Raw genomic sequence first — 23,848 nt, forward strand, 5'->3', positions numbered from 1 at the left:
CGCTAGTGACAAGGCATGGATCTTGCGTGGATGGACTGGTTTTGGCGGTGGAATCCTGTATCACAGGGCGAAGCCAGTACAAGCGCACCAATACGGTGCGACAGATAATCAAGATGAAGGGTATTACATGAAGTCACCATGGATGCGGCGCCTGGCGCTGCTCGCCTGCCTGAGTTCCCTGCCGCTGCTGGCCGCCGCCGACGCCCCCGCCAGTGCCAAGCCGGCCAAGACGCTGCGCTACATCCTGCCGGCCGCCGAGACGGGTTTCGATCCGGCCACCGCGCGCGACCTGTATTCGAACCACATCACGCAAGCCGTGTTCGATACCTTGTATACCTATGACTACCTGGCGCGTCCCGTCAAGGTGGTGCCGCAGGCGGCCGCGGCGTTGCCGGAAGTGTCCAGCGACGGCAAGACCTATACCATCCGCCTGAAAAAAGGCATCCTGTACACGCCCGACGCCGCGTTCGGCGGCAAGCGCCGTGAACTGACCATGGCCGACTACGTGTATTCGTGGAAGCGGCTGTTCGATCCGCGCCTGGCCTCGCCGCACAGCTGGCTGTTCGAAGGCAAGATCGTCGGCCTCGACGATGTCGCGAAAGAGGCGGCCAAGACCAACAAGTTCGACTACAGCAAGAAAGTGGCGGGCCTGGAAATCCTCGACCCCTACACCTTGCGCATCACCCTGACCAAGACCGATTTCAACTTCCCCATGATCCTGGCCTATGTGCCGACCGCCGCCGTGGCGCGCGAAGTGGTGGAAAAATACGGCGACGTGAAAGGGGAGGTGGGTTCGAACCCGGTCGGTACCGGTTACTACACGCTCGGCGAATGGACGCGCGGCAACCGCATCGTGCTCAACAAGAATCCGCAGCACCTGCCCGAAACCTGGAACTTCCTGGCCGGCGACGACCCTGACGACCAGCGCATCGTGCGCCAGATGCAGGGCAAGGCTATCCCCGCCATCGACCGCATCGAAATCACCGTGATGATCGAAGACCAGTCGCGCTGGCTGTCGTTCCAGAGCGGCGGCACCGACGTGTTCTGGCTCGACGGACCGCTGGCGCCAAAAGCGCTGCTGAACGGCAAGCTGCGTCCCGAGCTGGCGGAGAAGGGCGTGCAACTGTCGCGCCTGTTGGACCCGGAGATCAGCTATTACTACTGGAATATGGAAGACCCCATCCTCGGTGGTTTCAGCAAGGAAAAAATCGCCCTGCGTCGCGCGATCGCCATGGCGCACAATATCGACGAAGAAATCCGCATCATCTGGAACGGCCAGGCCAAGCGCCTCGACTATCCGATACCGCCGGGCGTGGTCGGCTACGATCCGCACTACAAGAGCCTGCTGCAATACGATCCCGTGCTGGCGAATAAACTGCTGGATAAATTCGGCTACAAGAAGGGCGCCGACGGCTGGCGTACCTTGCCGGACGGCAAGCCGCTGGTGATCCGCTACGCCTCGCGCAATGAAGCCAACGGCGTGCTGCAGGCCGAAATGTGGCGCAAGACGTATAACTCGCTGGGCATCCGCATGGAAAACGACCGCATGATCTTTTCCGATATTTTAAAGACGGAAAAGCAATGCAAGATGCAGACGCGCACCGCGCCTTGGCTGGCGGATTACCCTGACGGCGACAACTTCATGCAGCTGTTCTACGGCCCGAACACGCACCAGAACAACAACGGCTGCTACCAGGACCCCGAGTACGATCAGTGGTATGCGGCCAGCCAGCACATGCCGGCCAGCCTCGAGCGCGACCAGCTGTACCATAAAATGGCGCGCCGCCTGGAAGTGAACGCCGGCGCCCTGATCGGCTACGCGCGCTATCGCAATATGCTGGCGCAAAAATCGGTGCTGGGCTACAAGAAGCATCCGATCCTGTTCCAGGAATGGGCCTTCATGGATATCGACAGCAACGGTGCACCGGTTCCAGCGCCAGCCGCTAAATAAACGCAGCTTATAACGCTAAGGAATCATTATGTTTGCTTATATCCTGCGCCGCCTGTGGCAGATGCTGCCGACCATGCTGGGCGTGGTGCTGCTGGTGTTTATCTTGTTCAACTGGGTCGGCGGCGACCCGGCGTATATCCTGGCCGGCAAGATGTCCAGCGCCGAAAGCATCGCCAATATCCGCCGCCAGCTCGGCGTCGACCAGCCGTATTACGTGCAGCTGTGGATCTTCATCAAGCAGATCGTCACGTTTGATTTCGGCCAGAGCTGGGCCACCGGCGAGACCGTCTCGCATATCATCACTTCGCGCCTGGGGCCGTCGATGATGGTGCTGATTCCACTGACCGTGCTGGAAACGTTTTTCGGCGTGGCGCTGGCGCTGGCCATCGCTTTTGTCCGCGGTTCGCTGACGGACCGCGCCGTGATGATCGCCTGCACGGTCGGCATGTCGATTTCCATCCTGGTCTACATCATCGTGTTCCAGTACGGCTTCGCCTACAAGCTGGGCCTGTTCCCGGTGCAGGGCTGGGGCGACAGCTTCTGGGAAAACCTGCTGCGCTATTCCACCCTGCCGATCCTGATCGGCCTGGCCGTCTCGATCGCGCCGACCCTGCGCCTGTTCCGCACCTTCGTGCTGGACGAAGCGAACCAGGATTATGTGCGCACGGCGCGCGCCAAGGGCCTGAAGGAAGGGCGCATCATGTGGGTCCACGTGCTGCGCAATGCCGCCATTCCCATCATTACCTACGTGATGTCCAATCTGCCGGCGCTCTTGATCGGGGCCTTTTTGCTGGAACGCTTCTTCGGCATTCCCGGCATCGGGCGTGAAGTGATCCTGGCGGTCGAGCGCAGCGATTTTCCGGTGATCAAGGCGATCACCGTGTATGTCGCCGCCGCCACCATGCTCTTCAACCTGCTGACCGACCTGATGTACCAGGCGGTCGATCCACGTGTCCAACTGAAGTAGAAAGTGACGATGTCGAAACCTCATACATCGCCGGGCCTGTGGGCCCTGGCGTGGCGCCGTTTGCGCGGCGACAAAATCGCAATGGTATCGCTGGCCGTGGTCGGCGCGTTTTTCCTGCTGGTGCTGGCATCCAGCGGCGGCCTGGTGGGCGCCAACTGGGAAGATGAAGTGGCCGTCAGCTATGCGCCGCCCACCTTTGCCGGCGCCGACCCGGTGGTTGCCGGTGTCGACGGCGCGATCCCCGTCAGTGACGAGCGCAATCTGCCGACGCCCGTCAATGTGCTCGATCCTTTGGCCGACGATATCGCCGAACTGCGCGCCCAGATGGGCAGCAGCCCATCGGCCGGCGTCGAGATGTACGGCGTGACCGATCCGCTGGCCGACGACATCACCGCCCTGCGCGGCACGATGGGCAAGGCGAAAAAAGTGATTGCCCACAAGGCGGCCACCTTGCCGTTCGGCGCCGACAAATGGGGCCACGACGTGCTGCAGAAAACCATCAAGGGCGGCGAAACGTCGATCGTGGTGGGCCTGGTGGCGGCCTTGCTGGCCGTTGTGCTGGGCACCATCTTCGGCGCCGTCTCCGGCTATTTCGGCGGCCTGGTCGACGATTTCTTCAACTGGTTCTACAGCATTTTCACGTCGATACCGTCGATCCTGATGATCCTGACGGTCGCCGCCGTGCTGCAACAAAAAGGCGTGCTGACCATCGTGCTGATCCTGGGGCTGACCGGCTGGACCGGGCCGTACCGCCTGATCCGCGCCGAATACATCAAGCACAAGGCGCGCGAATACGTGATGGCGGCCGACGCCATCGGCGCTTCGCACTGGCGCAAGATGTTCTCGCATATCTTCCCCAACGTCAGCCACGTGGCGCTGGTGCAGATGTCGATCCTGGTGGTGGGCTTCATCAAGGCCGAAGTGATTTTGAGCTTCCTGGGCTTTGGCGTGCCGGTCGGTACCGTCTCGTGGGGCAGCATGCTGAACGAAGCACAAAATGAACTGATCCTGGGCAAATGGTGGCAGCTGACGGCCGCCGCCACGGCGATGGCCGTGCTGGTGACGGCGTTCTCGCTGTTTACCGATGCCTTGCGCGATGCGCTCGACCCCAAAGTGAAATAGGAGTTGCTCATGGACCAGAATAACCTGTTGGAAGTGCGCGACCTGCGCGTCACTTTCCGTCTCGACAAGAAGACCACCTTCGAAGCCGTCAAGGGCATTTCCTTCAACGTCCCGCGCAACAGCACGGTGGCGCTGGTGGGCGAATCGGGCAGCGGCAAGTCGGTCAGTTCGCTGGCCGTGATGGGCTTGCTGCCGCCGGACAACACGATCATCGACCCGCAATCGAGCATCTTCTTTGGCGGGCGCGACCTCTTGACGCTGTCGATCGCCGAGCGGCGCGACATGTGCGGCAAGGATATCTCGATGATCTTCCAGGAGCCGATGTCATCCTTGAACCCGGTGTTTACGGTCGGCTTCCAGATCGCCGAAGTGCTGCGCCAGCACATGGGCATGAACCGCAGGCAGGCGCGCGCACGCACGCTTGAACTGCTCGACGAAGTCGGCATTCCCGATCCCGCCAACAAGATCGACGCCTACCCGAGCCAGATGTCGGGCGGCCAGCAGCAGCGCGTGATGATCGCCATGGCGATCGCCTGCGAGCCGAAACTCTTGATCGCCGACGAGCCCACCACGGCGCTGGACGTGACGATCCAGAAACAGATCATGGACCTGATCGCCGCGCTGCAAAAGAAACATCAAATGTCGGTGCTGTTCATTACCCACGACCTGGGCCTGGTGGGCGAGATCGCCGACCATGTGATCGTCATGCGCCACGGCGAAGTGCGCGAAACGGGCGAAGTGCGCCAGGTGTTCGAGGCGCCCACCGACGCCTACACCAAGGCGCTGCTGCATTGCCGCCCGTCGCTGGACGAACGGCCCTGGCGGCTGCCGGTGATTGCCGACTATATGGAAGGCAAGGCCGGCCCCGGTGTGGAAATCAAACAACGCTCGCGCGGCTATACGCCGGGCGACGAGCCGGTGCTGGTGGTCAATAACCTGAGCAAGAGTTTTTACATGCGCGAAGGCTTATTTGGCAAGCGCGAGTTCCAGGCCGTCAAGGATGTGTCGTTCACCCTGCCGCGCGGCAAGACGCTGGGCGTGGTGGGCGAGTCCGGTTCCGGCAAGACCACGGTCGGCCTGACCCTGCTGCGCCTGCACCAGGCCACCGGCGGCACGGCCATGTTCCACGGCAAGGACCTGATCGCCATGCCGAACAAGGAATATTTGCCCTATAAACGTCGGATCCAGATCATCTTCCAGAATCCGTATGCCTCGCTGAACCCGCGCTTTACGGTGGGGCAGATTTTGCTCGAACCGATGCGCATCCACAAGATCGGCGCGAACGACCAGGAGCGGATCGCCAAGGCCTACTGGCTGCTCGATAAAGTCGGCTTGCCGGAACAGGCCTTCCACCGCTATCCGCACGAGTTCTCGGGTGGCCAGCGCCAGCGCATCGCAATTGCGCGCTGCCTGACCATGCAGCCGGAAATCCTGGTCTGCGACGAATCGGTGTCGGCGCTGGACGTGTCGGTGCAGGCGCAGGTGCTCAATCTGCTGCAGGACTTGCAGGATGAATTCGGCCTGTCCTACATCTTCATTTCGCACGATCTGTCGGTGGTGAAATATATCGCCGACCAGGTGATGGTGATGCATCAGGGCAAAGTGGTGGAACTGGCCGATTCGGACGAGCTGTATCGCAACCCCGTCCATCCGTATACCCGTACTTTACTGAGCGCCATACCAAGAGGTGTGCAAAATTGAGCGTGCTTTTGCGGTAAGATAGCGCCATGCCCAACCTTATCTTCCTGCTCGAACACTACGGTATCCTGATCGTCTTCGGGATCGTGCTGGTGGAGCAGCTCGGCTTGCCGATTCCCGCCTTCCCTATCCTGGTGGTGGCGGGTGCGCTGTCGGTCGATGGCGACATGAACGGCGCGCTGGTGCTGGCGGCGGGCCTGACGGCCTGCCTGATCAGCGACCTGACCTGGTTCAGGGCAGGGCGCCATTTCGGCAAGCGCATCCTGCGCCTGCTGTGCCGCATCTCGCTGTCGCCCGACTATTGCGTCAGCCAGACGGAAGACAAATTCAAGCGCTGGGGCCCGAAAGCCCTGATCGTCTCCAAGTTCGTGCCCGGTTTTAATACGATTGCCGCGCCGATGTCGGGCGCCATGGGCACCCCGGCGTCGCGTTTCTTCCTGTATGCGGGCCTGGGCGGCTTGCTGTGGTGCGGCACCGGCATCCTGGTCGGCGTGATCTTCCATGCCAGCGTGGAGCGGGTGCTGGACCTGCTCAGCACCATGGGCAGCACCGCGCTGCTGGTGCTGGCGACCTTGCTGGGCCTGTTCCTGATGTATAAATACCTGGAACGCCGCCGCTTCCGCCAGGCCTTGCAGGTCGAACGCATCAGCATTACCGAATTGCTGGACCTGATCGAACAGGGTCATGAGCCGCTGCTGGTCGATGCGCGCAGCGCCACGGCGCAGTCGCTCGAACCTGCCGTGCCGGGTGCCCTGTTCTTCAATGGCAAGGAACCGGTGCCGGCCTTGATCGGCCTGGACAAGGACCGCCATATCGTCGTCTATTGCAGCTGCCCCAACGACGTGACGGCCGCGCAAGTGGCCAAGCTGCTCAATGAACATGGTTTCCACCGCGCCAAGCCCCTGCATGGCGGCCTCGATGCCTGGAACGCCGTCTACCGCTCCGACCAACCGGCGCCTGCCGGCCTGCTCAACGAAGGCCTGGCCTCCTGATTTGTTGTCGGGAATTGGTAGTAATCCTACGAAAGCAGGGGCAATCCGTCATTCCTGACGGTAGCGCACGGCTGGCCTGTCGTGCGGCGGATGGAGGATGTCTTTGCTGCTGCGCAACATGGTTTGCTGGCGTACAGCAAGTGTGAGCGCTTGCTTCATTTGGATGCCCGGTGATTGCCTGTCGTATTTGGAGTGGAACTACCGATAAATGCGGCTTTTGATGTACTTAAACTACAAACTTTGCTTGCCTCGAAGCTCATTCATCCTTTAAGCTTGGCGTCCCATGCGTCCCACTTACACTTAAAATCATGAGCGCTTCGTCTACTCCCGCATTGCCCACTTCCGCCTACGCCGATGGTCCGCGCCTGCTGGCCGATGTAGGCGGCACGAATGCCCGTTTTGCCCTGGAAGTGGCCGCCGGCCAGATCGGCCAGGTTGAAGTGCTGCCTTGCGCCGACTATCCGAGTCTGGCGGCCGCCCTGCAAGCCTACCTGGCCCTGCCGCAGATTGTCGCCGCCGGTGGCCAGGCCGTGCGCCACGCCATGATCGCCATCGCCAATCCGGTGTCGGGCGATTTCCTCAGCATGACCAACCATCACTGGTCGTTCTCGATCCGCGCCATGCGCGAAGAGTGCGGCTTCACCACCTTGGACGTGGTCAACGATTTCACCGCCCTGGCGCGCGCCGTGCCGATGCTCTCCAGCAGCGAAAAGCACCAGGTGGGCGCCGGCACCGCGCGTCCGAACACCGCCATCGGCCTGATCGGCGCCGGCACGGGCCTGGGCGTATCGGGCCTGATCCCGTCGCACGGCGGCTGGATCGCGCTGCAAAGCGAAGGCGGTCATGTCAACTTCGCGCCCTTCAATGAGCTGGAAGTGTCGATTCTGCAGTTTGCCTGGCGCGAATTCGAACACGTCTCGGCCGAGCGCCTGATTTCCGGCGATGGGCTGGAACTGATCTACCGCGCGCTGGCCGACCGTGCCGGCGTGGCGGACGAAAAGCTGCCGGCCGCCGAGATCACGCGCCGCGCGCTGGCCGGCGAATCGCAGCTGTGCGACGACGTCATCGAAACCTTCTGCTGCATGCTGGGCACGGTGGCGGCCAACGTCGCCGTCACCCTGGGCGCGCTGGGCGGCATCTATATCGGCGGCGGCATCGTGCCACGCCTGGGCGCGCGCTTCGACCGTTCGGGCTTCCGCGCCCGTTTCGAGCGCAAGGGCCGCTTCGCCAATTACGTGTCGCAGGTACCCACTTTCGTGATCACCGCGCAATACCCGGCCTTCCTCGGCACCTCGGCCATCCTGGCCGAGAAACTGTCGTCGCACTAGGAAGTCCGGCCCGAGGCGGGCCGGTCTGTAGCGTTTACGCCGGGCAAAATGCTGTTTTGCCCGGTTTTGCGCTTTTCCGCTTTTTATCAGGTACAATTGGCATCGTTGGATGAAACGACGACTGTCTCGCGCGCCCGGCTTGTACGCCGCCATCAGCGAAGCAGCTGCTCCGGAGTTCGTTTCATTGCTGGTTATTTAAGGCCAGCGCCATGGATCGCAGGATTTTCATCGCATCCGCAAGACTCCCGCTTTGCGCGCTTAGGCCAAGGCGTCGGAAAAACAGCCTCAACTTGTAACCCAGCATGACATCGTCAGCGATGCATGCCCTCTGTTACGTTGAAATGAACGTTTTGATTTCTTTCTCTGCATACGAATTGCAATACATATCCGCACAGAATTGCTATGAACACCATTGAGGCCAAGAAAGTCCTCGAAACAGCGTTGCTGTGCGCGCGTGAAGCGCTGACGATCCACAGCCTGAAAAAGCTGTTCGTCGATGCCGATGACAATGGCCGCGTGCGCGGGGTTGGTGTCGGCGCCGATACGATCAAGCAGCTGCTCGAGGAATTGCGGCAGGAGTGGGAAGGGCGCGGCATCGAAGTGGTCAGCCTGGCGTCGGGCTGGCGCTTTCAAAGCCGCCCTGAAATGAAGATGTATCTCGATCGATTGACACCCGAGCGGCCGCCCAAGTATTCGCGGGCCACCCTGGAAACGCTGGCCATCATCGCCTACCGCCAGCCCGTCACGCGCGGCGACATCGAAGAAATTCGCGGCGTGGCCGTCAATTCGCAGACGATCAAGATGCTGGAAGACCGCGGCTGGGTCGATGCGATCGGCTACCGCGACGTGGTGGGCCGGCCGGCCTTGCTGGCCACCACCAGACAATTTTTGGACGACCTGGGTTTGAGCTCGCTGTCCCAGCTGCCGCCGTTGCAGCAAATCAGCGAAATGCAGGGCAACGGGCTCGAAGCCCTGGAAGCCGCCCTGCAAGAAAATTTTGACAAAGCAACGAATGACGTTGCAGTACCGCTTGGTGCAGGTAGCAGTACGGCTGTGACAGTAGTGACAGCAAGCCCTGATGCCGGCCCCGATGCTTCGCCCACGGACGAAGCCTATACTCACGACCCTGCGCCAGAACTAACGGCTGACGCTGCGCCAGGTCAGCACAGCCAAGAAACGAACAATGAATAATCCGAACACACCCGAGACAGTTACCGCCAGCGACGAAGCCATCGTTGCCAAGCCCAAGCGCCGCACCAAGGCTCAGATCGAAGCCGCTGCCGCCGCTGCGCCAGCCGCCGCAGTCACCGAGGCCGCGCCCGTCGCTGCCAAGCCGAAGCGCCGCACCAAGGCCGAGATCGCTGCTGATGCCGCCGCCGCCGCGCCTGCCGTCGACGTTGCCGAGGCAGCGCCCGCCGTGAAAAAACCGCGCGCCAAGGCCGCGCCGAAAGCGCCGGCCGATGCCGTGACCGCCGACGCTGGCGCGGCACCTGCCGCACCGGCGCCGCGTCCGCCGCGCGCCCGCGCCGCCGCCAAGGCCGCCGCCGTGGAAGCTGAAACGGCTCCGCAAGTTGTTGCTGAAAAAACCGAAGAGGCGCGCACGACCCGTGGTCCGCGCCAGATGCGCGGTGTACAGGCCGAACGCGCATTGCGCCAGCCGCCACGCCCGAAGGCCGAGAAAGCCGCCAGGCCTGAAGTCGCGCCACAAGACGCTGCAGTGGAAGCGGCCGCGCCGGTCGCCGATGTGTTCGATGCCGAAGGCAATCTGGTATCGCCGGCGCCGCAAGGACGCCAGCCGCGCGCGCCGCGCAACGACATGCCGGGCACCGGCAAGAACGCCGGCAAGAGCCGTAAAAAGGGCAAGGGCCGCCAGGCCGCGCCGGGCAAGCTGAACGAAGCCGATGCGATCTTCTCGTTCGTCACCTCCGACGCCTTCGACAGCGAAGAGGGCGGCGCCGGCCGCGTGCAGAAAACCGCCGTGCGCCGCGACCTGACCTCCGACGACGATGCGCCGAAGCTGCACAAGGTGCTGGCCGAAGCCGGCCTCGGTTCGCGCCGCGACATGGAAGACCTGATCATTTCGGGCCGCGTGTCCGTCAACGGCGAGCCGGCCCATATCGGCCAGCGCATCCTGCCGTCCGACCATGTGCGCATCAATGGCAAATTGATCCAGCGCCGCGTCAGCAAGAAGCCGCCGCGCGTGCTGGTGTACCACAAGCCGGCCGGCGAAATCGTCAGCCACAACGACCCGGACGGCCGTCCTTCCGTGTTCGACCGCCTGCCGACCATGAAGGCCGGCAAATGGCTGGCCGTTGGCCGCCTCGACTTCAATACCGAAGGCTTGTTGCTGTTCACGACTTCCGGTGACCTGGCCAACCGCCTGATGCACCCGCGCTACGGCATCGACCGCGAATACGCCGTGCGTACCCTGGGCGAGCTGGAAGAAGGCATGCGCCAGAAGCTGCTGGCCGGCGTCGAGCTGGAAGACGGCCTGGCGCAGTTCTCGAAGATCGCCGATGGCGGCGGCGAAGGCATCAACAAGTGGTACCGCGTGGTGATCGGCGAAGGCCGTAACCGCGAAGTGCGCCGCATGTTCGAAGCGATCGGCCTGACCGTCTCGCGCCTGATCCGTACCCGCTACGGCGCCATGACCCTGCCGAGCGGCCTGAAACGTGGCCGCTGGGAGGAGATGGATGAAAACACCGTGCGCGACCTGCTGGCCGCCTACGGTATCGAAAAGAAAATGCCGGCCTCGGGTGACCCGCGCGCCGCTGGCGCCGCCAAGGGCCGCGAAGCACGCAAGGTCGACCGCAAGGAGCGTGATGACGAGCCGAACGGCAACCGCATCGATGTCAGCAACCGCAACGCCGATCCGTTCCCGGTCGCGCCGCGCCGTGGCCAGCCACAGGGCCAGTTCGCCCGTCCGCAAGGCCAGGGCCGTCCAGGCGGCATGGGTCGTCCGGGCGAAGCGCGTGGTCCTGGCCGTGGCCAGCCGCAAGGTCCTTTCCAGGGTGGCCAGCCGCGTTCGGCTGCTTCCTTCGACGGTGCGCAGCCAGGCCAGGGCCGCGCCCCGCGCGTGGCCGGCCAGGGTGGCCAGGGCCGTCCAGGCGGCGAAGGCCGTGCGCCGCAGCGCGGTCCGCGCCAGCCCGATCCGCTGCAAACGGCATTCGGCTTTGCCAATACCGGCCCGCGCCGTACTGGCGGCGGTGGTAGCGCCGGCCAGGTGCGTTCCGGTGGCCAGCCGCGCGGTGGCATGGATGGCATGCCGCGCCGCCGTACCAAAGGTTAAAAAAGGGCCTTTCTTGTAGCGCAAACCGGGGTTTTGCCCCGGCTGCGCACACTCTTGTAACTGTTGTAAGTCGGTCCTGCGCGCATGCGCGGCATTGCGGCGAAGTTAATAAGAGGTTATAATCTGCAGCCTAATAAAAGTTCTCCGCAGGGTTGTTCGGTGGGGAGTGCTTTCATCTGGTTGGGGAAATACAAGAAGATGGGCAGATGCCCATTTTTTTTTTGTTGAACCGTTTGTAATGGCTCCGCGAGGGGCCATATATGATTGAATGCGTGTTTTTGCAGGTGTCTGGCGCTTCCGAGCGCGATATCGGGCGAAAACGGGCCTTATTTCTGGAGAATTTCTTGCAGCAGTTGGGATTAATTGAAAAGACAGTCACAGGTCTGGGCTACGAGCTCGTTGATGTCGAACGTGCCGAGCGCGGAATGCTGCGCGTCTTTATTGATTTCAGCGCCGCCGATGCCGCTGAAAAAGGTCCGATCACGGTCGAAGACTGTGCCACGGTCAGTCACCAGTTATCGCATGTGTTGACGGTAGAGAACGTTCCTTACGAACGCCTCGAGATTTCTTCCCCGGGCCTGGACCGGCCGGTGCGCAAGCTGGAAGACTTTGTCCGTTTCGCAGGCCAGGAAATCATCGTCAAGCTGCGCGAGGCGATGCCGGGTACGAACAACCGGAAATCGTTCCAGGGGATCTTGCAAGAACCCGTGGGCGAGAATTTGTCGTTGGAATTTGAAGGTAAGGATGGTCCGGCGATGTTGGAATTTACGCTCGCCGACGTGGATAAGGCACGCTTGGTGCCGCAGGTGGTTTTTAAGGGACGCAAAGCATGAGTCGCGAAGTTTTATTATTGGTAGACGCGCTGGCGCGTGAAAAAAACGTCGATAAGGATGTCGTCTTCGGCGCCCTGGAATTCGCATTGGCGCAAGCCACGAAGAAACGATATGAGGGTGAAGTGGACATCCGCGTTTCGATCGACCGCGATTCGGGCGAATTCGAATCGTTCCGCCGCTGGCACGTGGTGCCTGACGAAGCCGGCCTGCAGTTGCCGGATCAGGAGATCCTGCACTTCGAGGCGAAAGAACAGATCGCCGACATCGAAGTCGATGACCATATCGAAGAACCGATCGAGTCCGTCGAATTCGGCCGCCGCTTTGCGCAAGACACCAAACAGGTGGTCCTGCAGCGCGTGCGTGACGCCGAGCGCGAACAGATCCTGGTCGACTTCCTGGAACGCGGCGACTCGCTCGTCACCGGCACCATCAAGCGCATGGAACGCGGCGATGCAATCGTCGAGTCCGGCAAAATCGAAGCGCGTCTGCCACGCGACCAGATGATCCCGAAAGAGAATCTGCGTATCGGCGACCGCGTGCGTGCTTTCATCCTGCGCATCGACCGCAACATGCGCGGCCCGCAGGTGATCCTGTCGCGCACCGCGCCGGACTTCATCATGAAGCTGTTCGAACTGGAAGTGCCGGAAATCGAACAAGGCATGCTGGAAATTAAATCGGCCGCCCGCGATGCCGGCGTCCGCGCCAAGATCGCCGTCTACACGGCCGACAAGCGCATCGACCCGATCGGTACTTGCGTCGGCATGCGCGGTTCGCGCGTGCAGGCCGTCACCGGTGAGCTGGGCGGCGAGCGCGTCGACATCGTGTTGTGGTCGGAAGATCCGGCGCAGTTCGTGATCGGCGCCCTGGCGCCGGCGAACGTGTCGTCGATCATGGTCGACGAAGAAAAGCACGCGATGGACGTGGTCGTCGACGAAGAAAACCTGGCCATCGCGATCGGCCGTTCGGGCCAGAACGTGCGCCTGGCCGCCGACCTGACCGGTTGGAAGATCAACATCATGACGGCCGAAGAATCGGCCGACAAAGCTGCCCAGGAAACGGCTGCCGTGCGCATCCTGTTCATGGAAAAGCTCGATGTCGATCAAGAAGTTGCAGACATTCTGGTGGAAGAAGGTTTCGCCAGTCTGGAAGAAATCGCCTACGTGCCAATTTCCGAAATGCTGGAAATCGAATCGTTTGACGAAGATACCGTCAATGAACTCCGTACCCGTGCGCGTGATGCGCTGGTTACCGAAGCGATCGCTTCGGAAGAGGGTCTGGAAGGCATGGACGAGGCGTTGGTGGGTCTGGAAGGCATGGACCGCGTCACCGCTGGCAAGCTGGGTCTGGCTGGTATCAAGACTGTTGAAGCATTTGCAGCACTGGCATACGACGAATTTGGCGCAATCCTGGCCTTGTCTGCGGACCGTGCGCGTGAACTGATTACAAGTGAATTTAAAGATGTGACCGACGATGAGATGAAGTTGGTTGACTCGAAATACGACGATCGTGCCAAGGCGCTGCAAGCCAAGGCATGGAGTCAGGCTGAATCCGCAAAGGCTTAATTTGAGTATCTTTATCATCTCCGCGACACATAGAAAAGAGGACTGAATGGCGAGTAACAACGTAGCCCAATTTGCCACCGAACTGAAGATGCCTGCAGATTTGCTGCTGACGCAGCTGCGTTCTGCCGGCGTCGAGAAAAGTTCGACGTCAGATCCATTGTCGAAAGATGATAAGGACAAGCTTTTGGATCATCTGCGCCGCACCCATGGCGCAGCGGCTGACACAGAAAAGAAAAAAATCACCGTGACCCGCAAGGAAACGACTGAAATCAAGCAAGCCGATGCAACCGGCAAGTCGCGCACCATCCAGGTGGAAGTGCGCAAGAAACGCACCTTCGTCCAGCGCGACGAAGCGGCGCCTGTCGCTGCGCCTGAACCGGTCGCGCCTGCCGCGCCGGTGATCGATCCCGCCGAAGTGGCGCGTCGTGAAGAAGAAGTTCGCAAGCAAGCTGAACTGATCGCACGCCAGGAAGCCGATCTGCGTGAGAAACAGGAACGCCTGGCCAAGCTCGACGCGGAAAAAGAAGCCCAGGCGAAAGCCACGCAACAGGCTGAACTGACCGCCAAGAAAGAAGCCGAAGCCGAAGCGAAGAAAGCCGCCGCCAAGGCCGCCGCCGCGCCGGTCGCCAGCACCGCCGCGCCAGTCGCCGACGATGCCGCCGCCGAAGCGAAAAAAGCCGCCGCCGCCGAAGAAGCCAAGAAAAAAGCCGCCGCCGCTGCCGTTGCCGCCAAGGAAGCCGCTGAAAAAGCCGAAGCCACCGAACGCGCCCGCAAGGCCGTGGCGGACGAGGTCGCCCAGATCAAGGCCATGATGAACGCGCCACGCCGCGCCATCAAGGCACCTGAGCCAGTACCGGTGCCGGTCAAGCCGAAAGCGCCGGAAGGCACGCTGCACAAGCCGGCCGACAAGAAACCTGGCGACAAGCCGGGCGACAAGAAGCCTGCCGTGGCAGACAAGAAATCGATCAAGTCGGCCAATGTGTCGTCCACCTGGTCCGATGACGCGAAAAAACGCGGCACCACCGGTGGTCCCAAGCCACGCGGCAACAGCGGCCCTGCGGGTCGTGACAGCTGGCGTGGCGGTGCCAAGGGCCGTCGCCCGACGCACCATGACGACCGCGAATCGAACTTCCAGGCGCCGACCGAAGCCGTCATCAAGGATGTGCACGTGCCGGAAACCATTACGGTGGCCGAACTGGCGCACAAGATGTCCGTCAAGGCCTCCGAAGTCATCAAGCATTTGATGAAACTGGGCCAGATGTGCACCATCAACCAGGTGCTGGACCAGGAAACGGCCATGATTCTGGTCGAGGAAATGGGCCACAAGGCGTTTGCCGCCGAACTGGACGATCCGGAAGCGTTGCTGGCCGATGTGGGCGAACACGCGCACTTCGAAACCAAGCCGCGCGCACCGGTGGTCACCGTCATGGGTCACGTCGACCATGGTAAAACCTCGTTGCTGGACTACATCCGCCGCGCCAAGGTCGCGTCGGGCGAAGCCGGTGGCATTACGCAGCATATCGGCGCTTACCACGTCGATACGCCACGCGGCATGATCACCTTCCTCGACACCCCGGGTCACGAAGCGTTTACCGCCATGCGTGCCCGTGGCGCCAAGGCGACCGACATCGTGATTCTGGTGGTTGCCGCCGATGATGGCGTGATGCCGCAAACCAAAGAAGCGATTGCCCACGCGAAAGCAGCCGGCGTACCGCTGGTGGTGGCGATCAACAAGGTCGACAAGCCGGGTGGCAACGTTGACCGCGTGACGCAGGAACTGGTTGCCGAACAAGTCGTGCCGGAAGAATACGGTGGCGAATCGCCATTCGTGCCGGTCTCGGCCAAAACGGGCCAGGGTATCGACGATCTGCTGGAACAAGTATTGCTGCAGGCCGAGGTGCTGGAACTGACGGCGCCCGTCGATGCACCGGCCCGTGGCCTGGTGGTCGAAGCCCGTCTGGACAAGGGCCGTGGCCCGGTCGCAACGATCCTGGTGCAATCGGGTACCTTGCGCCGTGGCGACGTGATACTGGCTGGTTCCTCGTATGGCCGCGTGCGCGCCATGCTGGACGAAAACGGCAAGGCGATTGCCGAAGCCGGTCCATCGATCCCGGTCGAGATCCAGGGCCTGACCGAAGTACCGGTCGCCGGTGAAGAAGTGGTCGTGATGGCCGATGAGCGCAAGGCGCGTGAAATTGGTCTGTTCCGTCAAGGTAAGTTCCGCGACGTGAAACTGGCCAAGCAGCAAGCCGCGAAACTGGAAAACATGTTCGACCAGATGGCCGAAGGCGAAGTGAAAAACTTGCCATTGATCATCAAAACCGACGTGCAAGGTTCGCAGGAAGCGCTGGTCGGTTCGTTGCAGAAACTGTCGACCTCCGAAGTGCGCGTACAAGTTGTTCACGCGGCGGTAGGTGGCATCACGGAATCGGACGTCAACCTGGCGGTCGCCTCGAAAGCGGTCATCATCGGCTTTAACGCCCGTGCTGATGCCCAGGCACGCAAGCTGGCCGAGTCGAACGGCGTGGACATTCGCTACTACAACATCATTTACGATGCGATCGACGAGATCCGTTCGGCGTTGTCGGGCATGTTGGCACCAGAGAAACGCGAAACGGTCATCGGCCAGGTCGAGATCCGCCAGGTTATCCTGGTCTCGAAAGTCGGCGCGATTGCCGGTTGCCTGGTCACCGATGGTGTCGTCAAGCGTGCTTCGTCGGTCCGCCTGTTGCGCAACAACATCGTGGTCTGGAGTGGCGAGATCGAGTCCCTGAAACGCTTCAAGGACGACGCGAAAGAAGTCCGCGCCGGTCTGGAGTGCGGCCTGTCGCTGAAGAACTACAACGACATCCAGGTTGGCGACACCCTGGAAGTGTTCGAAGTCCAGGAAATCGCTCGTACCCTGTAATCACAGCAAGAACAATCGCGCGGACAGCACCCTGTCCGCGCACAACACGTGGGGCGCATTGGTCAACGGGCAACCGTTTGATCCATGCGCCCTGCGGCACTTAGGACACCATAATCATGGCCAAACATAGCAAAACCATGCCGGCGCGCGGCTTGCGCGTGGCAGACCAGATCCAGCGCGATCTGGCCGAAATCGTCGCCTACGAACTGAAAGACCCGCGCGTTGGCACGATGATCACCATTACCGAAGTGCAGATCACGCCCGACTACGCGCACGCCAAGGTGTTTTTCACGATGTTGAAAGACAGCAAGGAAGCCATCAAGAACACCACCGAAGGCCTGATGGCCGCCGCTGGCTTCATCCGTGGCCTGCTGGGCAAGCGCCTGCACATCCACACCCTGCCGATGCTGCATTTCGTGCACGACAGCTCGACCTCGCGCGGCATGGAAATGTCGCTGCTGATCGACAAGGCCAACGCCACCCGCGCGGCGGACGCCGAACCGGACGAGAAGCCGGAAGATAAAGCAGGCGAGCAATAAACGTGGCGGGACCGAAACGACCACCCGGCATCAAGCGCGTACGCGACCTGGTCGACGGCGTGCTGCTGATGGACAAGCCGGTCGGCTGGTCCAGCAACGATGCGCTGATCAAGTCCAAGCGCGTGCTGAACGCCAAGAAAGCGGGCCATACCGGCACGCTGGACCCGTTCGCCACCGGGCTGCTGCCGCTGTGCTTTGGCGAGGCCACCAAGTTTTCGCAGGATTTGCTCGAAGCCGACAAGACCTATGAAACCCTGGTGCATCTGGGGTTGACCACCGACACGGGCGACACCGAAGGCACCGTCATCGCCACCCGCGAGGTGAACGTCACGCAAGAGCAGATCGACGCCGTGCTGGCGCAGTTCCGCGGGCCGATTCTGCAGACGCCGCCGATGTACTCGGCCCTGAAGCGCGACGGCAAGCCGCTGTATGAATATGCGCGCGCCGGCATTACCCTGGAGCGCGAAGCGCGCCCGGTGACCATCCACAAGCTGGAGTTTCTCAGCTACGAAGCGCCGTTCCTGAAACTGTCGGTGATGTGCAGCAAGGGTACCTATATCCGCGTGCTGGGCGAAGACATCGGCAATGCCCTGGGTTGCGGTGCGCACCTGAACGCCTTGCGCCGCACGCAGGTGGGCGAACTGACGCTCGATGGCGTGATTACGCTGGACGAACTGACGGCGCATGCCGAACCGTTGAGCTTGCTTGCTCCGGTCGACGCCTTGCTGTCGAGTTTTCCGGCGGTGCAACTGACGCAGGAACTGGCCAAGCGCTTTTTGCATGGCCAGCGTATTGCGCTGGGCAAGGAAGAGGTCGTCGTGCCAGCCGAACCGGGCAGGGTGCGCGTATATCACGACGCCAAACTGCTGGGCACGGGCCAGTTGCAGGAGTACAGCATCCTGGCGCCGGAACGCTTGATTGCTACCGCGCACCAGTAACCCGAAGCAAGTACCGGGATCGGACCCTCAGGGTCCGATCCCAGCCGTTAATGGGTTATGTTGCATTTTTAACCCAACCATTCCTGAAGTCTGGACCCGCAAGCATTTTTAAATAGCGCCGCAACGCAACATGCTATACTACGCGGTTCCAGTTTCAGCCAGTATCGAAACGCACCGTACACCCCGTACGCTCCCTGCAGTTTTTCAGCAAATATAACGACCATGTCTACTACAAAACGCGCAATTCGTAATATCGCCATCATCGCCCACGTTGACCACGGCAAAACCACGCTGGTGGATCAACTGCTGCGCCAGTCCGGCACCTTCCGTGAAAACCAAGCGGTCGACACCCGAGTCATGGACTCGAACGACCTGGAAAAGGAGCGCGGCATTACGATTCTGTCGAAGAACTGCGCTGTTGAGTACGAAGGCACCCACATCAATATCGTCGACACCCCAGGCCACGCCGACTTCGGCGGCGAAGTGGAGCGCGTGCTGTCGATGGTTGACTCGGTATTGCTGCTGATCGATGCACAAGAAGGCCCGATGCCACAAACCCGTTTCGTCACGCGCAAGGCGCTGGCACTGGGTCTGAAGCCTATCGTCATCGTCAACAAGATCGACCGTCCAGGCGCACGTCCGGACTGGGCCATCAACCAGACGTTCGAACTGTTCGACAAGCTGGGCGCAACCGACGAACAACTCGATTTCCCTATCGTCTACGCTTCGGGCCTGAACGGCTACGCCGGCCTGACGGAAGATATCCGCAGCGGCGACATGAAGCCGATGTTCGACGCCATCCTGGAACACGTACCAGTGCGTGACGACAATCCGGAAGGCCCGCTGCAGATGCAGATCACCTCGCTGGACTACTCGTCGTACGTCGGCAAGATCGGCATTGGCCGCGTCAACCGCGGTACCGTCAAGGTCGGCCAGGACGTGCTGGTCATCAATGGCCCAGGCGCAACGCCAGTCAAAGGCCGCATCAACCAGGTGCTGAACTTCAAGGGCCTGGAGCGCGTGCTGGTGGACGAAGCGGTGGCCGGCGACATCTGCCTGATCAACGGTATCGACGAAATCGGCATCGGTTCGACCCTGTGCGCACCGGATACCCCGGAAGCGCTGCCGATGCTGACCGTCGACGAGCCGACCCTGACCATGAACTTCATGGTCAACAACTCGCCACTGGCTGGCCGCGAAGGCAAATTCGTGACCTCGCGTCAGCTGCGCGACCGCCTGGACCGCGAACTGAAAGCCAACGTTGCCCTGCGCGTAGCGCCAACCGACGACGACACGATCTTCGAAGTATCGGGCCGCGGCGAGCTGCACCTGACCATCCTGATCGAAAACATGCGCCGCGAAGGCTTCGAACTGGCCGTATCGCGTCCACGCGTGGTGTTCAAGATGGTCGATGGCGTGCGCCACGAGCCGTTTGAAAACCTGTCGGTTGACGTGGAAGAAGCCAACCAGGGCGGCGTGATGGAAGAACTGGGCCGTCGTCGTGGCGACCTGCAGAACATGGAATCGGATGGCAAGGGCCGCGTGCGTCTCGAGTATCTGATCCCTGCGCGTGGCCTGATCGGCTTCCAGGGCGAATTCATGACCCTGACCCGCGGCACCGGCCTGATGAGCCACGTGTTCCACGAATACGCACCGGTCGATAACAGCCGTGGCGAAATGGCCGGCCGTCGCAACGGCGTGCTGATCTCGCAAGACGACGGCGCCGCTGTTGCCTACGCGATCTGGAAACTGCAGGACCGCGGCCGCATGTTCGTGTCGCACAACGATCCGGTCTACGAAGGCATGGTCATCGGCATCCACTCGCGCGACAACGACCTGGTCGTCAACCCGATCAAGGGCAAGCAGCTGACCAACGTGCGTTCGTCGGGTACCGACGAAGCGGTACGCCTGGTACCACCAATCCAGATGTCGCTGGAATACGCGGTCGAATTCATCGAGGACGACGAACTGGTCGAAATCACCCCGAAATCGATCCGCCTGCGCAAGCGCTTCCTGAAAGAGCACGAGCGTAAAAAAGCGTCGCGTGACGCGTAATATGTAGTGCGAGCATGGCCTGTGGGCCATGCTGCATCCAAACCCGCTGCGCCGCATGACACTAACCGGTGATGCGCGCAGCGGGTTTGTCGTTTGCAGCCCTGTTTTCATGGCAACCATGACTTCATCCGTCTTGTTCTTCCGGACGCATAGGTGGTAGACTAGGTGAGGTAAGACGGGTCAATGAAAATTTAGTATGGGACGGTTTGCTAAGACGTAACCCAAAATCGCCGTCGTTTCGTCGCTACTTCTCATCGAATCTTGACCTGAGGTGAGCGGTTGAAGTTAACTTCTGTTATTATCGGTTGGAAACAAGTAAACAGATGTAAGTCGTGCGGCGTTAGCACGGCTGAACGATTAGAATAGATGAAATGTCCGCACAACCACTCACCAAAACCAACGAACTGATTGATAGCCTCAACGTACTCCGGTCCACTGGATGTTACGCTGATCCAAACACGTTTGCGTGGAGGCAGTTGAAGCGTGATTGCGAGAAGTTGCTTGCCGTTGATGCCGCAAGCGGTTGGGCTGTCATGGGTATGCTATATGCAACCACAGGTGACATAGCAGAGGTAAATGCTTGTTTCAACAGAGCATTGAAGCTTTCCCGTGAACTTACCTTTTTACTGAACTGGTGTTCTTCGCTATCTGCACTTGGTTGCTATACCCAAGCTCTAGATATACTTGTGGAGGTTCTTCAGCCAGAGAATGGTGAGTTCAAGACCGGAGTTCTTACCGGGATGGAAATAGGAGCCTTCAAAATGATAAACGATCAATTAAAGCGTGCTCGTGAGATGGGTTTGGATATTTCCGCCATGCCTGAAGGATTGATTAGCGAGGCTGCGGCCATAATGGAGAGTGCTGGTTTGTCTGATAAGGATGTGGTGAGTCACATGGAAGCGGCCGGTGCAGTACTCCGCGCTCACAAAGCTTTCGATGTGCTTGCAGGTGATATTGTAACGAGTAATATTGCTGGTGGTTTGACTGGCATTACCATGGTTTTGCGAGTTGTAGGCACACCATCAGAGGTTTTTCAGCTGAATAAGGCGCTAGCACGAAAGGAGCGCGAGCTTGATATTAGTAAGTCTCCTGCATTTGACGTTTTAATTGCGAGCGCTCATGAGTACGCCTGAGCAACTGTTTGGTGCAGCGACTGCTATTGCTAAGACCGCAGCTGATGAGGCGATGATTCGTGCCGCGCTCAGTAGACATTATTATGCTGCCTATCACCGTTGTTTTGCGTATCATGTGGCGCTGCCTCGTCCTGGGTCGGTACGTTCAGCAACTGGAAAGCACGAACAGCTTATCAATCAACTTGCATATCCAGATCCGAAGTTGGAAGACGATTTAAAAGATCAATCTGTAGCTATAGGCAAGCTATTACGCTTTCTGTGCGGTAAGCGTGTTGACTCGGATTACTATCTCAAGACGCCATTGGATGCCAAGGATCTACAAGATGTAGCTTCGCAGACTCAAGTCCTTTTTGATGAAACCAAATAAAATAAGCTAATTTTTTATTTGATTGTTATATCACTACATTGTTCAGTTAGTATTACGCTTGCTCAATGACCTAATATATAAGCAGTTAGCCATCTAATCAAGTGTTCTGAAGTATTTTTCTCCTTGATTCCGGTTTGCAAGCATAGCTCTAAGATATTTCCAACTCGCCTCCATTTGATCCATATTTCTACGGAATTTTCCATAGTTTAACTATGGAATTCTTTTCCGTATGTCTTCTGCATTTTTGATAATCGCGTCAAATCTATTGCGTCGCATGGATATTTCATGTAATGGAGTAATCGCTCTGTTTGTGGTGAAATATCTTGAAATATTGCTTGCTCATTTATTCGCAACATTGAATCGTCTTGGTGTTGCTCATTGAATATATCAAGATTTTTCTACTCAGGCGACTTCTATTGATATACCGATATCACGCGGCAATAAATCATGTGCTTGGCATCTTGAGGAGCTTAGCTGGTGAATTTGAGCATAAAAAATCATCAATATTTTTGTATTAAATTGAAATAAATTTAAAAAATTCAAGAAAGCAACTTACGTTTGGAAATCAAATGGATTTATCTAAAGTAGGTAGTCGGGTGCTGTCCGTCGCCCCGATGATGGACTGGACCGACCGCCATTGCCGCAAGTTTCATCGCGAGATCACGCGCCATACCTGGTTGTATACCGAGATGGTGACCACCGGCGCGCTGGTGTACGGCGACGTGGAGCGCCATCTGCGCTTCAACGAGGAAGAGCATCCGGTGGCGCTGCAGCTGGGCGGCAGCGATCCGAAGGACCTGGCCACCAGCGCGAAACTGGGCCAGCAGTGGGGCTATGACGAGATCAACCTGAACTGCGGTTGCCCGTCCGAGCGCGTGCAAAAAGGGGCATTCGGCGCCTGCCTGATGGCCGAGCGGCAACTGGTGGCCGACTGCGTGAAAGCCATGCGCGACGTGGTCGATATCGACGTCACGGTCAAGCACCGCATCGGCATCGACGACAGCGAGTCGTATGACTTCGTGCGCGATTTTGTCGGCACGGTGGCCGAGGCCGGCTGCAAGACCTTTATCGTGCATGCACGCAATGCCATCCTGAAAGGCCTGAGCCCCAAGGAAAACCGCGAAGTGCCGCCGCTGAAGTATGAGTACGCCTATCAGCTCAAGCGCGACTTTCCGCAATTCGAATTCATCATCAATGGCGGCATCAAGACGCTGGACGAGATCGACCTGCATCTGCAGCACCTGGACGGCGTGATGCTGGGCCGCGAGGCGTATCACAACCCGTATGTGATGGCGCAGTTCGACCAGCGCTATTACGGCGATGCGTCCGACGTCAAAACGCGCGAACAGGTGCTCGAAGCCATGATTCCGTATATCAGTGCGCAGTTGGCAAAAGAGGACCGCATGAAGCTCAACAGCATCACGCGCCACATGCTGGGCCTGATGCAGAACCTGCCCGGCGCGCGCGGGTTCCGCCAGACCTTGTCCGATTCAAAAAAACTGGCCTCGGGCGACCCGCGCCTGCTGCTCGAAGCGGCGGCGCGTCTGTCGCCGGCGCATGGCTGATGCACGACAAGGCGCGCCAGCTGCACGGCTACCTGCAAGCGGTCAGCGCGTTGAAAGACGATGGCAGCGCTTTTCTGTGTGAATATCTGGGCGCCGTCTCGCCCGCTGCGGCGTTGCCGATACTGTGCGATGCGCTGGGCCTGTCGCCCGAAGGCCTGTCCCTGCCGCGACTCGATACGGTGATTTGCAGCGGCGCCGCCTGTACGCCGCGCCAGTGGCTGCTCGAGCGACTGCGCCCGATGAGCGAGCTTGACCGCCAGCCACTGGATACCCGCCTGTTCGAAGGTTTCGAGCGCGAATTATTTGACATGTTCGAGGCCGAGCCGCAATGGTATCGGCTGGTGTCCGATGGCCGGCGCAGCCTGGCCGGGCAGCTGGGTGCCATCTCGAGCGTGTATGTGTTTGGCGTTGCCGGTCACGCCTGTTTGCTGCATTGCAGCTGGGATAGCTGAGGCGTCGTTTTTACGCCATATCAGGTCCTTAATACTGTTTTTCAGGCATCTTCCCGCCGCCCTCATTCCTGCCTTTTTCTGGTGAAAAAACGCCCGTTCGCATGGCATCGCATGTTGACAATGTGCTGTTTTGGCACACCCTTGCACAG

The 23,848-nt window shown here is 60.0% G+C and carries 18 protein-coding genes; all 18 read left to right on the forward strand.

Features of this window, described 5'->3' with window-relative positions; all coding sequences use genetic code 11:
• The first annotated feature begins 127 nt into the window (after positions 1–127).
• The 18 genes from ACP7B7_RS15800 to ACP7B7_RS15885 all read left to right on the forward strand — a co-directional run bounded on the left by ACP7B7_RS15800 (position 128) and on the right by ACP7B7_RS15885 (position 23,699).
• Positions 128–1,951 carry an ABC transporter substrate-binding protein gene (locus tag ACP7B7_RS15800; RefSeq protein ID WP_426077265.1) on the forward strand — a complete coding sequence of 608 codons (1,824 nt, stop codon included), beginning with the start codon at positions 128–130 and terminating at the stop codon, positions 1,949–1,951.
• 28 nt (positions 1,952–1,979) lie between these two features.
• Positions 1,980–2,918, forward strand: coding sequence for an ABC transporter permease (locus ACP7B7_RS15805; RefSeq protein WP_094445700.1), 939 nt, complete (start codon positions 1,980–1,982; stop codon positions 2,916–2,918).
• Between the two features lie 9 nt (positions 2,919–2,927).
• Positions 2,928–4,040, forward strand: coding sequence for an ABC transporter permease (locus ACP7B7_RS15810; RefSeq protein WP_426077266.1), 1,113 nt, complete (start codon positions 2,928–2,930; stop codon positions 4,038–4,040).
• A gap of 9 nt (positions 4,041–4,049) precedes the next feature.
• A complete protein-coding gene (locus ACP7B7_RS15815) occupies positions 4,050–5,741 on the forward strand; it encodes an ABC transporter ATP-binding protein (RefSeq protein ID WP_426077267.1) in 1,692 nt (563 codons plus the stop codon).
• A 26-nt stretch (positions 5,742–5,767) separates the two neighbouring features.
• Complete coding sequence (locus ACP7B7_RS15820; RefSeq protein ID WP_426077268.1) at positions 5,768–6,730, forward strand: VTT domain-containing protein; 963 nt, start codon at positions 5,768–5,770, stop codon at positions 6,728–6,730.
• Positions 6,731–7,038: 308 nt separating this feature from the next.
• Positions 7,039–8,058, forward strand: a complete 1,020-nt coding sequence (locus ACP7B7_RS15825) for a glucokinase (protein ID WP_308922812.1) — start codon at positions 7,039–7,041, stop codon at positions 8,056–8,058.
• A gap of 402 nt (positions 8,059–8,460) precedes the next feature.
• Positions 8,461–9,249: an SMC-Scp complex subunit ScpB gene (gene scpB / locus ACP7B7_RS15830; protein WP_308922811.1), complete on the forward strand. Its 789-nt coding sequence runs from the start codon at positions 8,461–8,463 to the stop codon at positions 9,247–9,249.
• Entirely contained in the window at positions 9,242–11,347 is a 2,106-nt protein-coding gene (gene rluB, locus ACP7B7_RS15835; RefSeq protein WP_426077269.1) for a 23S rRNA pseudouridine(2605) synthase RluB, read from the forward strand. Before scpB ends, rluB begins: the two co-directional genes overlap by 8 nt.
• Positions 11,348–11,691: 344 nt before the next feature.
• Positions 11,692–12,180, forward strand: coding sequence for a ribosome maturation factor RimP (gene rimP / locus ACP7B7_RS15840; RefSeq protein ID WP_065307322.1), 489 nt, complete (start codon positions 11,692–11,694; stop codon positions 12,178–12,180).
• Positions 12,177–13,742, forward strand: coding sequence for a transcription termination factor NusA (nusA, locus tag ACP7B7_RS15845; RefSeq protein WP_308922809.1), 1,566 nt, complete (start codon positions 12,177–12,179; stop codon positions 13,740–13,742). Before rimP ends, nusA begins: the two co-directional genes overlap by 4 nt.
• A gap of 46 nt (positions 13,743–13,788) precedes the next feature.
• Positions 13,789–16,650 carry a translation initiation factor IF-2 gene (infB, locus tag ACP7B7_RS15850; protein WP_308922808.1) on the forward strand — a complete coding sequence of 954 codons (2,862 nt, stop codon included), beginning with the start codon at positions 13,789–13,791 and terminating at the stop codon, positions 16,648–16,650.
• Positions 16,651–16,766: 116 nt separating this feature from the next.
• Positions 16,767–17,189 carry a 30S ribosome-binding factor RbfA gene (gene rbfA / locus ACP7B7_RS15855; protein ID WP_308922807.1) on the forward strand — a complete coding sequence of 141 codons (423 nt, stop codon included), beginning with the start codon at positions 16,767–16,769 and terminating at the stop codon, positions 17,187–17,189.
• Positions 17,190–17,191: 2 nt separating this feature from the next.
• Positions 17,192–18,127 (forward strand): tRNA pseudouridine(55) synthase TruB, encoded by a 936-nt coding sequence (gene truB / locus ACP7B7_RS15860; RefSeq protein ID WP_426077270.1) that lies wholly within the window; start codon positions 17,192–17,194, stop codon positions 18,125–18,127.
• Between the two features lie 222 nt (positions 18,128–18,349).
• Complete coding sequence (gene typA, locus ACP7B7_RS15865) at positions 18,350–20,182, forward strand: translational GTPase TypA (RefSeq protein ID WP_426077271.1); 1,833 nt, start codon at positions 18,350–18,352, stop codon at positions 20,180–20,182.
• 371 nt (positions 20,183–20,553) lie between these two features.
• Complete coding sequence (locus ACP7B7_RS15870; protein ID WP_308922804.1) at positions 20,554–21,315, forward strand: hypothetical protein; 762 nt, start codon at positions 20,554–20,556, stop codon at positions 21,313–21,315.
• Positions 21,302–21,682: a hypothetical protein gene (locus ACP7B7_RS15875; protein ID WP_308922803.1), complete on the forward strand. Its 381-nt coding sequence runs from the start codon at positions 21,302–21,304 to the stop codon at positions 21,680–21,682. Before ACP7B7_RS15870 ends, ACP7B7_RS15875 begins: the two co-directional genes overlap by 14 nt.
• 569 nt (positions 21,683–22,251) lie before the next feature.
• Complete coding sequence (dusA, locus tag ACP7B7_RS15880) at positions 22,252–23,247, forward strand: tRNA dihydrouridine(20/20a) synthase DusA (RefSeq protein WP_426077272.1); 996 nt, start codon at positions 22,252–22,254, stop codon at positions 23,245–23,247.
• The gene (locus ACP7B7_RS15885) at positions 23,247–23,699 is read left to right on the forward strand and encodes a hypothetical protein (protein WP_426077273.1); all 453 of its coding nucleotides are present in this window, start codon (positions 23,247–23,249) and stop codon (positions 23,697–23,699) included. Before dusA ends, ACP7B7_RS15885 begins: the two co-directional genes overlap by 1 nt.
• The last annotated feature ends 149 nt before the right edge of the window (positions 23,700–23,848 follow it).

The sequence above is a fragment of the Janthinobacterium sp. PSPC3-1 genome (assembly GCF_049896105.1).
Classification (GTDB): domain Bacteria; phylum Pseudomonadota; class Gammaproteobacteria; order Burkholderiales; family Burkholderiaceae_D; genus Janthinobacterium.

What these genes read in the sequence shown, in the direction of transcription:
- nusA (WP_308922809.1), top strand. Translation starts at nt 12,177, where the DNA reads ATGAGTCGCGAAGTTTTATTATTGGTAGACGCGCTGGCGCGTGAAAAA.
- ACP7B7_RS15815 (WP_426077267.1), top strand. Translation starts at nt 4,050, where the DNA reads ATGGACCAGAATAACCTGTTGGAAGTGCGCGACCTGCGCGTCACTTTC.
- scpB (WP_308922811.1), top strand. Translation starts at nt 8,461, where the DNA reads ATGAACACCATTGAGGCCAAGAAAGTCCTCGAAACAGCGTTGCTGTGC.
- typA (WP_426077271.1), top strand. Translation starts at nt 18,350, where the DNA reads ATGTCTACTACAAAACGCGCAATTCGTAATATCGCCATCATCGCCCAC.
- ACP7B7_RS15820 (WP_426077268.1), top strand. Translation starts at nt 5,768, where the DNA reads ATGCCCAACCTTATCTTCCTGCTCGAACACTACGGTATCCTGATCGTC.
- infB (WP_308922808.1), top strand. Translation starts at nt 13,789, where the DNA reads ATGGCGAGTAACAACGTAGCCCAATTTGCCACCGAACTGAAGATGCCT.
- ACP7B7_RS15810 (WP_426077266.1), top strand. Translation starts at nt 2,928, where the DNA reads ATGTCGAAACCTCATACATCGCCGGGCCTGTGGGCCCTGGCGTGGCGC.
- ACP7B7_RS15825 (WP_308922812.1), top strand. Translation starts at nt 7,039, where the DNA reads ATGAGCGCTTCGTCTACTCCCGCATTGCCCACTTCCGCCTACGCCGAT.
- ACP7B7_RS15800 (WP_426077265.1), top strand. Translation starts at nt 128, where the DNA reads ATGAAGTCACCATGGATGCGGCGCCTGGCGCTGCTCGCCTGCCTGAGT.
- rbfA (WP_308922807.1), top strand. Translation starts at nt 16,767, where the DNA reads ATGGCCAAACATAGCAAAACCATGCCGGCGCGCGGCTTGCGCGTGGCA.
- ACP7B7_RS15805 (WP_094445700.1), top strand. Translation starts at nt 1,980, where the DNA reads ATGTTTGCTTATATCCTGCGCCGCCTGTGGCAGATGCTGCCGACCATG.
- dusA (WP_426077272.1), top strand. Translation starts at nt 22,252, where the DNA reads ATGGATTTATCTAAAGTAGGTAGTCGGGTGCTGTCCGTCGCCCCGATG.
- ACP7B7_RS15875 (WP_308922803.1), top strand. Translation starts at nt 21,302, where the DNA reads ATGAGTACGCCTGAGCAACTGTTTGGTGCAGCGACTGCTATTGCTAAG.
- ACP7B7_RS15870 (WP_308922804.1), top strand. Translation starts at nt 20,554, where the DNA reads ATGTCCGCACAACCACTCACCAAAACCAACGAACTGATTGATAGCCTC.
- rluB (WP_426077269.1), top strand. Translation starts at nt 9,242, where the DNA reads ATGAATAATCCGAACACACCCGAGACAGTTACCGCCAGCGACGAAGCC.
- ACP7B7_RS15885 (WP_426077273.1), top strand. Translation starts at nt 23,247, where the DNA reads ATGCACGACAAGGCGCGCCAGCTGCACGGCTACCTGCAAGCGGTCAGC.